Consider the following 13,738-nt stretch of genomic DNA (forward strand, 5'->3'; position numbering starts at 1 on the left):
TCATGGAATGTCTACGGAGAAACACTATGCAAGCAATTCGTAATCTGGGCCTGGCCCTTGCGTCCCTGGTCATCGCCGGTTGCGCCAGCTTCACCGATGAAACCAGCCCGAACCTGCCACGCGATGCGCAGTGGGGCATCGTGCCGATGGTCAACTATTCGCAGACGCCGCAGGCCGGTGAGCGCAGCGAGCAGATCCTGCTCAGCGTACTCAGCAGCCGTGGCCTGCAACCTCGGGTCTACCCGGTGAGCACCCAGGGCGAACAGGCGCTGATGGATGACAACGAGCGCCTGGCGGGCGCGCTGGATTGGGCACGCGAGCAGAAACTCGACTACGTGATCGCCGGCAGCGTCGAAGAGTGGCAGTACAAGAACGGCCTGGACGGCGAGCCGGCGGTCGGCATCAGCCTGCGCGTGCTCGAAGCCGGCAGCGGTCGTGTGCTGTGGAGCAAGAGCGGCGCCCGTGCCGGCTGGTCCCGTGAAAGCCTCGCCGGCACTGCGCAAACAGTGTTGGACAAACTTGTTGGTGCCCTTCGGTTCGAGTGATCGCAATGAATTCTCCCCACATGGATTACAGCCTGGCGCCGCAAGCCAGCGGCCCGGTGTCATGGCTGGAAACGCTGCTGGTGACCGGCCTGGCCATCGGCCTGGGCTTGTGGCTGACCCCGGCAGACCCGCTGCAACTGCACGGCGGTTTCCCCTGGCCGATTCTCGCGCCGCTGTTGCTGGGCGTGCGTTACGGTTTCGTGCGTGGCCTGGCCAGTGCGGCGCTGCTGGTGCTGGCGATGTTCGCCCTGCGCTATCGCGGGCTTGAGGGCTACGAACAGATCGACTCGTCGTTCATCGTCGGCGTGCTGGTCAGCGGGATGCTGGTGGGGGAAGTTCGCGACCTGTGGATGCGCCGCCTGGAGCGGTTGCAGATGGCCAACGAATACCGTCAGTACCGTCTCGACGATTTCACCCGGGCGCACCAGATCCTGCGAGTGTCCCACGACCTGCTGGAGCAGCGCGTCGCGGGCAGCGACCAGAGCCTGCGCAGCTCCTTGCTGGGCCTGCGGGAAAAACTGCGGGTGATGCCGGACGCCGGCGATGCGCTGACCGCCCTGGCCGAGCCGGTGGTGGCGATGCTCGCGCAATACGGCGCCCTGCGCGTGGCGGGGCTGTACCGCGTCGACGAGCGCGGAGAAAACGTCCTGCCGCAGGCGCTGGCCACCATCGGCGTGATGGGGCCGTTGAGCACCGAGGACGGCCTGGTCAAGCTGTGCCTGGAACGCGGCGAGCTGGTGAGCGTACGCCAGGAACTGATGGATAGCGGTGCGTCCACCGAGTTCTCGTCCTTGCAGGCGTGCATCCCGTTGATCGATGCCGAAGGCCATCTGCTGGCGATCCTGGCGGTGCGGCAGATGCCGTTCTTCGCGTTCAAGGATCGCACCCTGAGCCTGCTGGCGCTGCTGGCCGGGCACATCGCCGACCTGTTGCGCCGCGACCCGCAGGTGCTGCAACTGGCCGACGCCCGTGCCCAGCAGTTCACCTCGCAGCTCAAGCGTTCGCTGGCCGATGCCGATCTGCACCAACTGCCGGCCGGTCTGTTCGCCTTTGAGATGACCCGTCCCAACGAGGAACTGACGCGCCTGATGGAGCGCAGCCAGCGCGGCCTCGACCTGCATTTGCCGGTGATCAACAACCGCGATCACAAGCTGCTGCTGGTGCTGCTGCCGTTGACCAGCCCGCAGGGCACCGAGGGTTACCTGGCGCGTATCGGCCTGATGCTGCATGAGCACTTCGGTATCGAGAGTGACATGGACAGCCTGGGCGTGCGGGTGATGCCCTTCAATCTGGAGCCTGGCGTCGATCGCCAGGAACTGCGTAATTTCCTGTTCAACGAGTGTGGCCTGAATGATCAGCAAGTGGCTGTTTAGCGGAGCCCTGTTGTTAGAGGGAGGCAGTTGGGCCAGCCTGTGGATGGCGGCGCCCGAGTTGCAGCAATTGCTGGTGTTCAGCGTCAGCCACGCCCTGGCGTGCGCGATGCTGTGCGGTGCGGTCTGGCTGCTGTTGCCGGCCCGCTACCGTGCGCCGCTGCCATGGAGCCCGCTGTTCATTTTCAGCCTGGCGTTCTTCGTGCCGGTGATCGGCATGCTCGGCGTGGTGCTGTCGATCTTCCCGGCGTTGTACCTGCCGCGCAAACGCGACAAGCAGGCCTGGCAGGCCGTGGGCATCCCGGACCTGCCATATCGCGCGCAACAACAGGTGCACTCGCCGATCTTTGCCGATGGCGGTTTGCAGGATGTCTTGCGCCATGCCCCCGACCCGGATCAACGCCTGGCTGCCCTGGTCGCCACGCGGCGCATGCCGGGCAAGGAAGCGGTGCCGATCCTCAAACTGGCGCTGGGCGACCCGAGCGACGACGTGCGCTTGCTGGCCTATTCGATGCTCGACAAGCAGGAAAGCGACATCAACCTGCACATCCAGATTGCCCTTGGGCAACTGGTCGGCGCCAGCCCCGTCGCGGCCGGTGCGCTGCATGCCACCCTGGCGCGCTGGTACTGGGAGCTGGCCTATCTGGGCCTGGCCCAGGGCAGTGTGCTCGAGCACGTGCTCGAACAAGCCGCCGACCATGCCGAACAGGGCCTGCAAGCGGGCGAGGGCGGCGAACTGTTCCTGCTCGCCGGACGCATTGCCCTGGTGCGCGGTGACATCGAGCGCGCCGAAGTGCTCCTGCATCAAGCCCAGGACGACGGCATGGACCCGGCCCAGGTGCTGCCGTTTCACGCCGAACTGGCGTTCGAGGCCGGGCGCTACTCGGAGATCCCCGGGCTGCTGGCGCAACTTCCCGAGAAAACCCGTCAGCGGCCACCGTTCGCTGATCTGGTCAGGAGCTGGACATGAATCATCAGCAAGAGCCGCCGTTGGCCGATATCTGCCTGCTGCTCGAAGGCACCTGGCCCTACGTGCGCGGCGGTGTGTCGAGCTGGATCCACCAGATGATCCTCGGCCTGCCGGACCTGACCTTCTCGGTGATGTTCATTGGCGGTCAGCGTTCGGCCTACCCGGCGCGGCGCTACGAAGTGCCGTCGAATGTGCTGCACATCGAAGAAGTGTTCCTCGAGGACGCGACCCATCCGGTCAACACCCTCGGCACGCCACGCGAAGCCGATCAACAGCAGTTCATGGACCTGTATCGCTTCCTGCATCACCCGGATGCGCCTGAGCCCGCACTCGGTGAGCGCCTGCTCGACAGCATCGCCCATGGCCAGATCAGCCTCGACGACGTGCTGCGCAGCCGCGCCAGTTGGGAGGCATTGAGCGAGGGCTATCGCCTGCATTGCGCCGACCCGTCGTTCGTCAATTATTTCTGGACCCTGCGCTCCATGCAGTCGCCGTTGCTGATGCTCGCCGAAGCATCGCGCAAGATGCCGCGTGCGCGGATGCTGCATTCGGTGTCTACCGGTTACGCCGGGTTGCTGGGGTGCATCCTCAAACAACGCTGGAAGTGCCATTACCTGCTCAGCGAGCACGGCATCTACACCAAGGAACGCAAGATCGACCTGGCCCAGGCCAGCTGGATTGCCGAGAGTTCCGGCCAGGCGCTCAACCGCAGCCTCGACGCCGGCTCGGGTTACATCCGCACGCTGTGGGTGAGGTTCTTCGAGCGCATTGGCCAACTGACCTACAACAGCGCCGACAACATCATCGCGCTGTATGACGGCAACCGGCAGCGGCAGATCAAGGACGGTGCCGACCCGGCGCGCACCCAGGTGATCCCCAACGGCATCGACCTGCCGCAGTGGACGGCGGCGCTGGAATCCCGTGCTCCGGGCATCGCCCCGGTGGTGGGGCTGATCGGGCGGGTGGTGCCGATCAAGGACGTGAAAACCTTCCTGCGGGCCATGCGCGGCGTGATCAGCGCCATGCCCGAGGCCGAAGGCTGGATCGTCGGTCCCGAGGAAGAAGACCCCGAGTACGTCAGCGAATGCCGCAGCCTGATGGCCAGTCTGGGGCTGGAGGGCAAGGTGCATTTCCTTGGCTTCCAGCGCATTCAGGAGATCCTGCCAAAACTCGGCTTGATGGTGCTGACCTCGATCAGCGAGGCGCAACCGCTGGTGATCCTCGAAGCCTGGGCCGCCGGCACTCCGGTGGTCAGCAGTGACGTGGGCTCGTGCCGCGAACTGATCGAAGGCGGCAGCGCCGAAGACCGTGACCTCGGGCTGGCCGGCAAGGTGGTGGCGATCGCCGATCCACAAGCCACCAGCAGCGCGATCCTCGAACTGCTGCGCAACCCGCAACGCTGGCACGACGCCCAGGCCAGTGGCCTGCTGCGGGTCACCCGTTATTACACCGAAGCCTTGATGCTGCAGCGCTACCGCGACCTGTATCAAGCAGCCATGGAGAACAGTTGAATGGCCGGCATTGGCTTCGAACTGCGCAAGATCCTCTCGCGCGATTCCTACACCGCAACCCTGCACGCCTACGTGTACGCCGGCCTGATCAGTTCCGGGCCCTGGGTGCTGTCGATCATCAGCGTGATGCTGGTGGGCATCATCAGCCTGGGGCTGGTGATTCCCAACACGCTGGTGGGGCAGTTCCTGGTGACGGTGACGTACCTGATGGCCACCTCGCTGATCCTCACTGGTGGCCTGCAGCTGTACTTCACCCGCTTCGTTTCCGACCGCCTGTTCGAGCACAAGTACGAGCAGATCCTGCCCAACCTGCTGGGCATCCTGTTGCTGGTCACGCTCGCGGCCGGGGTCCTGGGGATCATCGTGCTGAGCCTGTTGTTCGACCAGCCGCTGCTCTACCGCTTGCTGGTGCTGGCGAACTTCGTGGTGCTGTGCAACCTGTGGCTGGTGATCATCTTCCTGTCGGGGATGAAGGCCTACAACCGCATCCTGCTGGTGATGCTGGTGGGCTACTCGTTGATGGTGGCGAGCGCCTACGTGCTGGCGTTTCTCAAGATCCCGGGCCTGCTGCTGGCGCTGCTGATCGGGCACAGCACGTTGCTGTTCCTGTACCTCTACGACATCCTGCGTGAGTACCGCGCGGAGAAACTGATCGCCTTCGATTTCCTCGACCGCAAACAGGTGTTCCTCAGTCTGCTGGCCACCGGGTTCTTCTACAACTTCGGCATCTGGGTCGACAAGTTCCTGTTCTGGTTCAACCCCGGCACCTCGAACAACGTCATCGGCCCGCTGCGCGCCTCGATCCTCTACGACCTGCCGATCTTCCTCGCTTACCTGGCGATCATCCCCGGGATGGCGGTGTTCCTGGTGCGCATCGAAACCGATTTCGCCGAATGGTACGACCGCTTGTTCCGGGCCATCCGCGAAGGCGAAACCCTGCAGCACATCGGCTCGCTGAAAACCGAAATGACCCTGTCGATCCGTCAGGGTCTGCTGGAAATCTGCAAGGTCCAGGGCCTGACCGTGGTGCTGTTGTTCCTCTTCGCCCCGCGCCTGCTCGACTGGCTGGGCATGTCCAGCTACTACCTGCCGCTGTTCTACATCGACCTGATCGGTGTGAGCATCCAGGTGGTGTTCATGGCGCTGCTCAACGTGTTCTTCTACCTGGACAAACGCACTGTGGTTCTGGAGTTGTGCGTGTTGTTCGCGGTGTTGAACGGCGCGTTGACGCTGCTCAGCATGCACTTGGGCCCGAGCTTCTTCGGCTACGGCTTCACCCTGTCGCTGCTGGTGTGTGTATTGCTCGGTTTACACCGGCTGTCCACGGCTCTGGAAGACCTGGAGTACGACACCTTCATGCTCTCGACCCGGTGAGGCACCAACCCCTTTCATGAACATGCACGGAACCTGTGGGAGCGGGCTTGCTCGCGATGGACGTCAACGATAACGCTGGGCACCTGACACCCCACGGCGTTCTCAAAACCATCGCGAGCATGCTCGCTCCTACAGTGGATTGGGCGTACCCGACCCACCGACAGAAACCTCCACCCAAACAGCCGGCGGTCGGCCCCACTTGAAACACCAACCCCCGCTGCTAGCCTTGATCACTCGGAGCTGCCGGCTCATCGCGATGTGTTCCGGGCCAACCCTTGATTCGAGCACGGCTCGAGCCATCAAGCCGACCCTCGCCCACCCCCTCATCGACTCTAGGCAAACTCTCCGACCCATGTCCTCCACTCACGCTTTGGAGATGTCGCATGAACGCCCAGGAGATCCTGCTCACCCGCGTCACCCCCGCCTACTGGCGCGTCACCTTCCATAACCCGCCGTACAACATCTACGGCCCGCTGACCATGCCGCAGCTGAACGAAGTCATCACCGCGCTCGAGACCGATCCCCAGGTCAAGGTCGTGGTCTTCGACAGCGACGTCGAAGGCTTCTTCCTCACCCACTACGACTTCGTCCCGCCCCTGACCGACACCACCAACATGCCCAACGGCCCCACCGGCCTGCCGCCACTGCCCGACATGCTCGTGCGCCTGAGCAAGGCCCCGGTCGTCTCCATCGCCTCGATCCGCGGCCGCGCCACCGGCGTCGGCAGCGAACTGGCCCTGGCCAGCGACATGCGCTTCGCCAGCCGCGAAAAAGCCATCCTCTCCCAGTGGGAAATCGGCGCCGCACTCGTGCCCGGCGGCGGCCCCATGGCCCGCCTGCCACGGCTGATGGGCCGTGGCCGTGCACTGGAAATACTGCTCACCGGCAACGACATCGACGGCGAACTCGCCGAACGCTACGGCTACGTCAACCGCGCGTTCCCCGACGCCGAACTCGACGCCTTCGTCGACAGCACCGCCCGGCGCATCGCCCGCTTCGACAAACAGTCCATCAGCGAAATCAAACGCCTGGTCGACGCCTCCAGCCTGCCACCCACCGAAGCCATCGCCGCCGAATGGGAAGGCTTCATCGGCTCGGTAAAACGCCCGGCAGCCCAGCAGCGCATCGGACAATTGATGGAACTGGGCCTGCAGCAAAATCCCGACGTAGAAATACGATTGGCCCACCACACCGGCACCCTCGGCGAATAAACCGCAACACACATCAATCAGGAGTCATCGTCATGAGCACTGGATTGGAAACCGTTCTGTACACCGCAAAAACCCAGGTCGTCGGCGGACGCACCGGCACCGGCAAATCGAGCGACGGCCAGCTCGAAGTCACCCTCAGCTCGCCCGGCGCCGGCAAGCCCGGCACCAACCCCGAGCAACTGTTCGCCGTCGGCTACTCCGCCTGCTTCCTCGGCGCCCTGCAGGTCGCCGCCGGGCAGCAGAAGGTCAAACTGCCGCAGGACACGGAAGTGAATGCCGAGGTGGATCTGGGCAAAACCAAGAATGGCGAGTTTCAGCTGGCGGTTCGGCTGGATGTGAAGATTTCAGGGTTGGATGACAAGGTGAAGAAGGAACTGGTGGATGCGGCGCACGAGATCTGCCCGTATTCGCGGATGACGCGGGGGCATGTTTCGGTGGAGTTGAAGGCGTCTTGAGAGCAGGGTAATCAATGCTCGCTACTGCAAAGCCGTGAAGCCCATTTTTAGGTTTCACGGCTTTTTCATTTTCCGGGGTAATTCTGTGCGCCGCAGACTTTCCATTTGCCAGCCCGGTGTAGGTCCAGTTATATAGCGGATTCACGGAGTTTCATTACGCTGACATTCAGGGAGACGAGCCATCAGCCGGGTCAATAACACAGAGTCCTTCGTCGCAAAATCCACGGCGAAGTTTGGCCAGCAGTTTAGTTACAAGGATGCAATATGGGTGAGTGCCCGTACGCCGGTGATCCTCTACTGCCTCAACCATGAGCCTGCCGAAAAACTACTAATAACGCCCGATAAGCATTTGAGCAAGAAAGGGGGTTGCAGGCGATGCAAGTCGAACGCTGTCCGGTCTCGCCATGGCAAGAGTCGCGAGACCTTTATCGCCGAGGCGCAGGTCAGGCACGGCGACCTTTACGACTACAAAGACGTTGTCTACGTCAACGCCAAGACCTACGTCGTGATCCATTGCCGCAAGCACAAGGTCAGGTTTGAGCAGACTCCCGACGCGCACTTGAGCGGGAGCGGCTGCCCCGGCTGCAAGCGGGACAATATCAAACAGGGCAATGCACTGAACTACGCGCAAAGGAGCGTCGATTTCGACGAATTTATGACCCGGGCCCGGGCCACTCATGGAAGCCACTACCAATACGATCGCGCGAGCTACGCAGGCTTTGGCGAGAATGTGAGCATCACGTGCCCAAGCCATGGGGTTTTTCGCCAGCGTGCCGAGCGACATGCCAAGGGAAGCGAGTGCCGGCGCTGTGTGGTCGACAAACTGAAAATCACCGAACCAACCTGGCGATCCAGGATTCAGGAAAAGTTCGGTGCGACGCTTTCCGCCCAGTTGCCCGAGGTCTGGTCCGGCTTCCAGACCCCTGTCCAAGCGTCTTGCAGCCGGCACAACCATAACTGGAGCCTGAATGCTGGCACCTTGCTCAACGGTACCGGGTGCCGGCATTGCGTGCGGGAGGAGAAGAACCAACCGCGGCTTCAGGCGCTGCGTGATGCCTTGCCTTCAGACCTGGATTACCTGGCCGACAGCCCGAACCCCGAGTTCCTGACATTCGCCATGGCCGCGTTTAAAATCCATGGTTCACGCTACCACTATCGAGAAAACCACTTCGTCTCATTTTCCCGCCAATGCCAGATCACCTGCGCGGAGCACCGAGCGTTCAAGATTCGGCCCCAGGAACACCTGGATGGCGCGGGATGCCCGGTCTGCGATTACCAGCGCACCTTCATCGCGGCCGCTCGCGAACGTTTTACTGATCGATTCGACTACGCCTCGACGCGTTTCAGTCGTGCACATGCCAAGGACCGGATCAGCGTCCGCTGCATTAAGCACGACATCAGCGGCATCCAGAGCGCTGAGGCGCACCTGCGCGATACGCCGTTTTGCAGCCAGTGTCGGCTCGAGTCCCGGGCTGTGACAACGGCGCAGCGGCGCCAGGCCAGGAAAGTGTCATTGGTCGAGTCCTTCAAGCTACAGGCCCATGCGGCCCATGCCGGCAAGTACGAGTACCCAAAGCTCAAGGACGAGCTGGTGACGCGCATCAGTAAGATCACGGTCTATTGCCCCGTGCATGAGTACACGTTTACCCCTTCCGCTGCGGCGCATGTGCAAACGGGTAACCGTTCCCCTGCTGGATGTCAGCGCTGCAAGGGCGATGCTTCGAGACTGCGTTATCGCACGCCTTATGATCAGGTCAAAGCTAGATTGGCAACCCACGGATTTACCCTTCTCACCCAGGCGGAGGCATATCAGAACCAGCGCGAGGCCGTGCTGGTGCGTTGCAACGAAGGGCATGAGCTCGACGTGATAGCACAAAAAATTTTCAGCGGCAGAGGCTGTCCCCATTGCTCTCCTTACGTCGGTGAGGCGATCACCCGCAGCGTTCTGGAAGAAGGCCTGGGCATCGTACTGCTCAAACGCAGGTTCAGGCAGAAGGATCATTCCGATCTGATTTCCCCCCATGCCAGCCTTGAACTGGATGGCTACAACGCCAGTCAGCAAATTGCCTTCGAATACCAGGGCGCATGGCATTCGCAGAGATTGCGACACCGCACAGAGGAGAGCTACCAGCAGCAGTTGCAAAGGGATGCGCAGAAAGTGGACATGTGCTCAGCGCTAAAGATCAAACTGGTCATCGTCAATGAATTCACCTACCCCTTTGACGCCAACGATGTCAGGCAAAAAATCCTCGGCGGCCTGCAAAAGGCCGAACTGGAGCACGCGTGCAGCCTGCCGGATCCCTTGCCGCTGCAATTACACATCCCATTGGTCAATGCCAAGGGACTGAAGCAGCTCAAGGCTCTGGCCGCCGAACACAACCTTACGGTCAAAGAAACGGCCTGGCACGGCAAGTGGCATGACTATTCCTGGACCTGCAATGCATGCAATCACGCGTTCAAGGCCCAGTACAGTGTACGCAAGGACGCCAAATGGAAATGCTGCCCGAAATGTGCGAGAAGCCTGCCCGAGGTGATAGCGCAACGTAAACAGACGATGCAGTCCAGGAATGGACAATACCTGGCTTCGTTACAGGAGCGAGCGCTGAAACTGGGGCTGGAACTATTGGATAACCAATGGCGAAGCGCACAGCAGGATGTGACATACAGGTTCCGGTGCATTTATACGCAGCAAGAGGTGGGGGAGAGGACCTACAACAGTATCCTGGTGGGAAGTACGGGGTGTCGCTGTGAAGAGCATCAGCGGATGAGGGGGACGGTGCGGCGCTAGTCGGTGGCGCTGAGTACTTCGGGTTTCCTGTGAGGGCATAACAAAAGACGCGGTTGAACGTGTTTTGTTGTTGAAGGGGGGCGAACACAAAGTTTCTGACAGTCTCGAACATGGATTCATCGCAACATTATCAAGCCTTTGCAGCGATACCGTTCTTCAATCGTTTTCAAGAAGCCCTGAAACCTCCAGGGCTTCGCAAGCGACTGCTAACCGCCAGTCTTCATCGGCGGCCAACGACTCAACACCTTCTGCACATCATCGATCACCGCCTTGCTCATCGACATCAAATGATGTGCCGCCCAAGCGTGACGGTCGCTGTCCTTGGAGTAGGCGGCATCAACGGTCAACAATCTGGCCAGGAAGAGTAAATCTGAAACTTGCTCCAGGGCATCCGCCACGGGTACGCCACGGTTAACACGGAAGAGCGGTTCGTTGTTGCAGTAGTGGAAAGGGGTGAGGCCGATGGTGGTGAGGGGGGCATCGGTGTTTTCGGAGGGGGCGGATGGATCGGTTTCCGGAGAAATGGGTGCTTGCTTGTGCATAGATGAAGCTCCAAGTCAGAAAAAAGGAGCCCTCACACTCGCTACCAAACGAGGGGTGGCGGCCACACGCGGGTTGGTAGACCGGAGACTTGGAAACCGGCGCGCCCGAAAGCGCCCCACGCATGACCACCTCTGAAGACTCAAGCCAAGGCTTGGATCAGGTGATGCTATGCACGCAAGTCAGCCGGGCTACCAAACCCGATCACTGTTTTTCAGCGACCGGGAAACTTTAGGGCTCGGGTGAACTGCGCACAAGCCGGCGGATTCTGGCGTAGACGTAGGGAATGGCACAAGGTTTTGTAGCTTTGTGGACGTAATCCGTGGGTGCGCTTAAACGCTGGCGTTTAAGCGCAGGCTAGACGGGTCAAGGAAGGCTCTTTGGAGATGTTCGATTCTTTCCAGCAATCAGAGTCGTCAGTAAGGAGAAATGGTTTAGCTGTTTTTTGATTAACAAGTTTTACCCGCGCCGGAGCTGGACAAGCTTCTTAATTGCTGTATCGGTTCTGTCGTCAGGACCCATTGATCGTGTCCAGCTTTACGACGGGCAAGGCTCAGGCTAATGTGCTGGCATAAGGACATGACTCTCAGATTTGTCCACGGAAGGTTTCTTTTCAGCTGCAGTAGAACTACTGCTCTTCCTTTCCGAATTGTAGTGCCCTGAAGAACGCGTGCCGAGCAAGGTGCTCCTCAATCGACAGCAGCGGTGGCGATTGGTGCATCACTGTGGGTGTTGCAAGCGTCCGAACATTAAAAATTGCTAAGGTGAAGGCGGAAACTATGGATTTTTCGACGCTGTTGCATCTTTGGATTGCAGCAAGCTACGAGCAGCTGATCGCTCCAATAACGGTAGTTGGATTTGTTTTCGTTTTATGCGCTTGGTACTTGGTTCGTTACTTTTACAGGTCCTTCAAACTTGGCAGTCACCTGAAAAAACTGACTCTACACGTGCGCGGTGTGAAAGCGCTCGCCCCGTCTCAACGGCGGTCTGAGTTGGAGCAACTGTTCAATGGAGGCAAACTTGAGCACTCATGGCGCGAGTACGCTGAAACGCTCCATGACCAGTTTGAGTTTCAGGAGGGTGAGCAGGTTCTGGTCCGGTCGCGTGCCACCGCCGGTGCAGCGCATTTTTTCTCACCACAAAGCGTGGTTGATACGCCGCTGGGGACCGAATTCTATAAACACCTGCCTGGGATTTTGACGGGTATCGGTATTGTCGGCACCTTCTTTGGTCTGATGCTTGGTCTCCAGCATTTTGATCCAAGTACCCCGGAACAGGTTAATGCCAGCGTTGATAAGCTGCTCAAGGACGTGTTGTTTGCGTTCATCGGCTCCTTTGTTTCAATCATGGCTTCTATTGCTGTCACGATCACTGAAAAGTGGCGACTGGGCCAATGCTACAGGCTCCTTGAAACGTTCAATGAAACCATCGATGGGCTTTTCGACAGCGGTGTCGGTGAGGAATATCTGGCGGAGCTTGTGCGCTCGAGCGCTGAAAGCTCCGTGCAAACCCGTCAGCTCAAAGACAGCTTGGTGACTGATCTGCGTGAAATGCTGCAGAACCTCGTTGATACCCAAGTCCGCGAAAGCCTCAAATTAGCGGATACCTTGTCGACCACTTACCGCGACTCTGGACAGTTATTGGCCGATCAGGTGAGCGGTGCCATAGAGAACAGTCTCAAATCCCCGCTTGAAGCAATCGCGGGTGCAGTTCAGGCCGCCAGTGGCGATCAGTCAGGGCAAGTACAGAACCTTCTTCAGGATGTCTTGGTTGCCTTCATGAATAAGCTGGAAGGTACGTTCGGCCAACAGTTCAATGGTCTGCATGAACTGATGGGCCAGTCCGTTGCCGCCATGCAGTCGATGCAGCAGGGTTTTTCTACGCTTATCCAGGATCTGCGTTCGGCTAGCGAGTCCTCGACGCAAAACAGCTCGACCATGATCGCCCAGTTACTGTCCGATATGCAGGCCGGACAGAGCGCCATGCAAGCGGGGATGAACGAGATGCTCACCAATCTTCAGGCTTCGGTAGCCCGTATCGGCAACGAAGGGGAGGGGGCAGGCGCTCGAATGGCCGAGCAGTTGGAGAAGTTGTTTGCTCAAAGCGAGGCTCGCCAACAGGCAATGGCTGAGAATCTCCAGGCTTTTGTTGAGTCGATCAAGCAAAACATCGGCCAGGGTCAGCAGGAAACCATGGCGAAGATTGCGGGTTCCGTTGAGGTGCTGGGTGAGCAGCTCTCGGCAGTCTTCAAACAATTGGAGAATGGGCAGCAGCAGATGGACCAATCCACTCGCGCTGCACAGGCTGACCTGCATCAAGGCACCCGCGACCTGGTGGGCGGACTTGACGAGCAGGTCAAGGCGTTGCTGCAAACGGTTTCTGAACAACAGAAGTCTGCACAGGACACCGTTAAGGCGTTGAGTGCCCAAACAGAGCAGCATTTGCAGAGCATGCAGCTAGGCGCAGACAAGATGCGGGCGGCTGCTGAGCGGTTTGAAACGGCCGGACAAAGCGTTGCGCGAGCCAGTGAGTCGACTGCGGGGCTGATAGGGACAGTCCAGGGCGCAGGTACTGAGCTTGCACAGGCATCACGTGAGCTCAACACCGTAGTCGCGGACTATCGAAACAATCGTGAAGCGCTGGCGAAAACGCTTGCGGTCATCGAAGGGGTTGTCGCAAGTGCACAAGGGGAGGCCAGCGGTCGCAGCCAGTATCTCCAGGACCTGAAGGTTCAAAGCGAGCGGATGCAGGCGCTTAACCGAGAAGTTTATGAATACCTGGAAAACATCAGTGGTGTGCTTGGTAACGGCTTCAAAGAGTTCGGTGATGGCATGGATCGGGTTTTGAGACAAACCCTGGGTAGCCTGGATGCCGAGCTCGATAAGGCAGTCAAAAGCCTCGCTGGCGGTGTAGAAGGGGTCAAGGAAAGTCTCGAAGACTTCGGCGACATCATGGAACGAATCAGACAGTAACG

At 60.0% G+C, this 13,738-nt stretch carries 10 protein-coding genes; 9 read left to right on the plus strand and 1 reads right to left on the minus strand.

What is annotated here, in order from left to right; translation table 11 throughout:
* Positions 1 to 26: 26 nt before the first annotated feature.
* The 8 genes from QIW53_RS16845 (at position 27) to QIW53_RS16880 (ending at position 10,224) form a co-directional block, all read left to right on the plus strand.
* Positions 27 to 545 carry a penicillin-binding protein activator LpoB gene (locus QIW53_RS16845; RefSeq protein ID WP_371050722.1) on the plus strand — a complete coding sequence of 173 codons (519 nt, stop codon included), beginning with the start codon at positions 27 to 29 and terminating at the stop codon, positions 543 to 545.
* A gap of 5 nt (positions 546 to 550) precedes the next feature.
* Positions 551 to 1,918 carry a PelD GGDEF domain-containing protein gene (locus QIW53_RS16850; RefSeq protein WP_371050724.1) on the plus strand — a complete coding sequence of 456 codons (1,368 nt, stop codon included), beginning with the start codon at positions 551 to 553 and terminating at the stop codon, positions 1,916 to 1,918.
* A complete protein-coding gene (locus QIW53_RS16855; protein ID WP_371050725.1) occupies positions 1,896 to 2,885 on the plus strand; it encodes a HEAT repeat domain-containing protein in 990 nt (329 codons plus the stop codon). The genes QIW53_RS16850 and QIW53_RS16855 overlap by 23 nt, the downstream gene beginning before the upstream one ends.
* Positions 2,882 to 4,396, plus strand: a complete 1,515-nt coding sequence (gene pelF / locus QIW53_RS16860) for a GT4 family glycosyltransferase PelF (protein ID WP_371050726.1) — start codon at positions 2,882 to 2,884, stop codon at positions 4,394 to 4,396. The genes QIW53_RS16855 and pelF overlap by 4 nt, the downstream gene beginning before the upstream one ends.
* Complete coding sequence (gene pelG, locus QIW53_RS16865) at positions 4,397 to 5,770, plus strand: exopolysaccharide Pel transporter PelG (RefSeq protein ID WP_371050727.1); 1,374 nt, start codon at positions 4,397 to 4,399, stop codon at positions 5,768 to 5,770.
* Between the two features lie 383 nt (positions 5,771 to 6,153).
* Positions 6,154 to 6,981, plus strand: a complete 828-nt coding sequence (locus QIW53_RS16870) for an enoyl-CoA hydratase/isomerase family protein (RefSeq protein WP_371050728.1) — start codon at positions 6,154 to 6,156, stop codon at positions 6,979 to 6,981.
* Positions 6,982 to 7,013: 32 nt separating this feature from the next.
* Positions 7,014 to 7,436, plus strand: coding sequence for an organic hydroperoxide resistance protein (locus QIW53_RS16875; RefSeq protein ID WP_371050729.1), 423 nt, complete (start codon positions 7,014 to 7,016; stop codon positions 7,434 to 7,436).
* Between the two features lie 268 nt (positions 7,437 to 7,704).
* On the plus strand, positions 7,705 to 10,224 hold the full coding sequence (locus tag QIW53_RS16880; protein WP_371050730.1) for a hypothetical protein: 2,520 nt from the start codon (positions 7,705 to 7,707) through the stop codon (positions 10,222 to 10,224).
* 206 nt (positions 10,225 to 10,430) lie between these two features.
* Here QIW53_RS16880 and QIW53_RS16885 read toward each other — a convergent pair whose 3' ends face one another.
* Positions 10,431 to 10,766, minus strand: a complete 336-nt coding sequence (locus QIW53_RS16885) for a DUF3077 domain-containing protein (protein WP_371050731.1) — start codon at positions 10,764 to 10,766, stop codon at positions 10,431 to 10,433.
* Between the two features lie 777 nt (positions 10,767 to 11,543).
* On the opposite strand from QIW53_RS16885, the gene zorA1 reads away from it, so the two are divergent.
* Positions 11,544 to 13,736 carry a type I Zorya anti-phage system protein ZorA1 gene (gene zorA1, locus QIW53_RS16890; RefSeq protein WP_371050733.1) on the plus strand — a complete coding sequence of 731 codons (2,193 nt, stop codon included), beginning with the start codon at positions 11,544 to 11,546 and terminating at the stop codon, positions 13,734 to 13,736.
* Positions 13,737 to 13,738: the final 2 nt, after the last annotated feature.

The sequence above is a fragment of the Pseudomonas fluorescens genome (genome assembly GCF_041354075.1).
In the GTDB taxonomy this organism is placed as follows: Bacteria; Pseudomonadota; Gammaproteobacteria; order Pseudomonadales; family Pseudomonadaceae; genus Aquipseudomonas; species Aquipseudomonas fluorescens_CE.

Coding starts and splice junctions, on each gene's coding strand:
- QIW53_RS16845 (WP_371050722.1), top strand. CDS start 27: ATGCAAGCAATTCGTAATCTGGGCCTGGCCCTTGCGTCCCTGGTCATC.
- QIW53_RS16850 (WP_371050724.1), top strand. CDS start 551: ATGAATTCTCCCCACATGGATTACAGCCTGGCGCCGCAAGCCAGCGGC.
- QIW53_RS16855 (WP_371050725.1), top strand. CDS start 1,896: ATGATCAGCAAGTGGCTGTTTAGCGGAGCCCTGTTGTTAGAGGGAGGC.
- pelF (WP_371050726.1), top strand. CDS start 2,882: ATGAATCATCAGCAAGAGCCGCCGTTGGCCGATATCTGCCTGCTGCTC.
- pelG (WP_371050727.1), top strand. CDS start 4,397: ATGGCCGGCATTGGCTTCGAACTGCGCAAGATCCTCTCGCGCGATTCC.
- QIW53_RS16870 (WP_371050728.1), top strand. CDS start 6,154: ATGAACGCCCAGGAGATCCTGCTCACCCGCGTCACCCCCGCCTACTGG.
- QIW53_RS16875 (WP_371050729.1), top strand. CDS start 7,014: ATGAGCACTGGATTGGAAACCGTTCTGTACACCGCAAAAACCCAGGTC.
- QIW53_RS16885 (WP_371050731.1), bottom strand. CDS start 10,766: ATGCACAAGCAAGCACCCATTTCTCCGGAAACCGATCCATCCGCCCCC.
- zorA1 (WP_371050733.1), top strand. CDS start 11,544: ATGGATTTTTCGACGCTGTTGCATCTTTGGATTGCAGCAAGCTACGAG.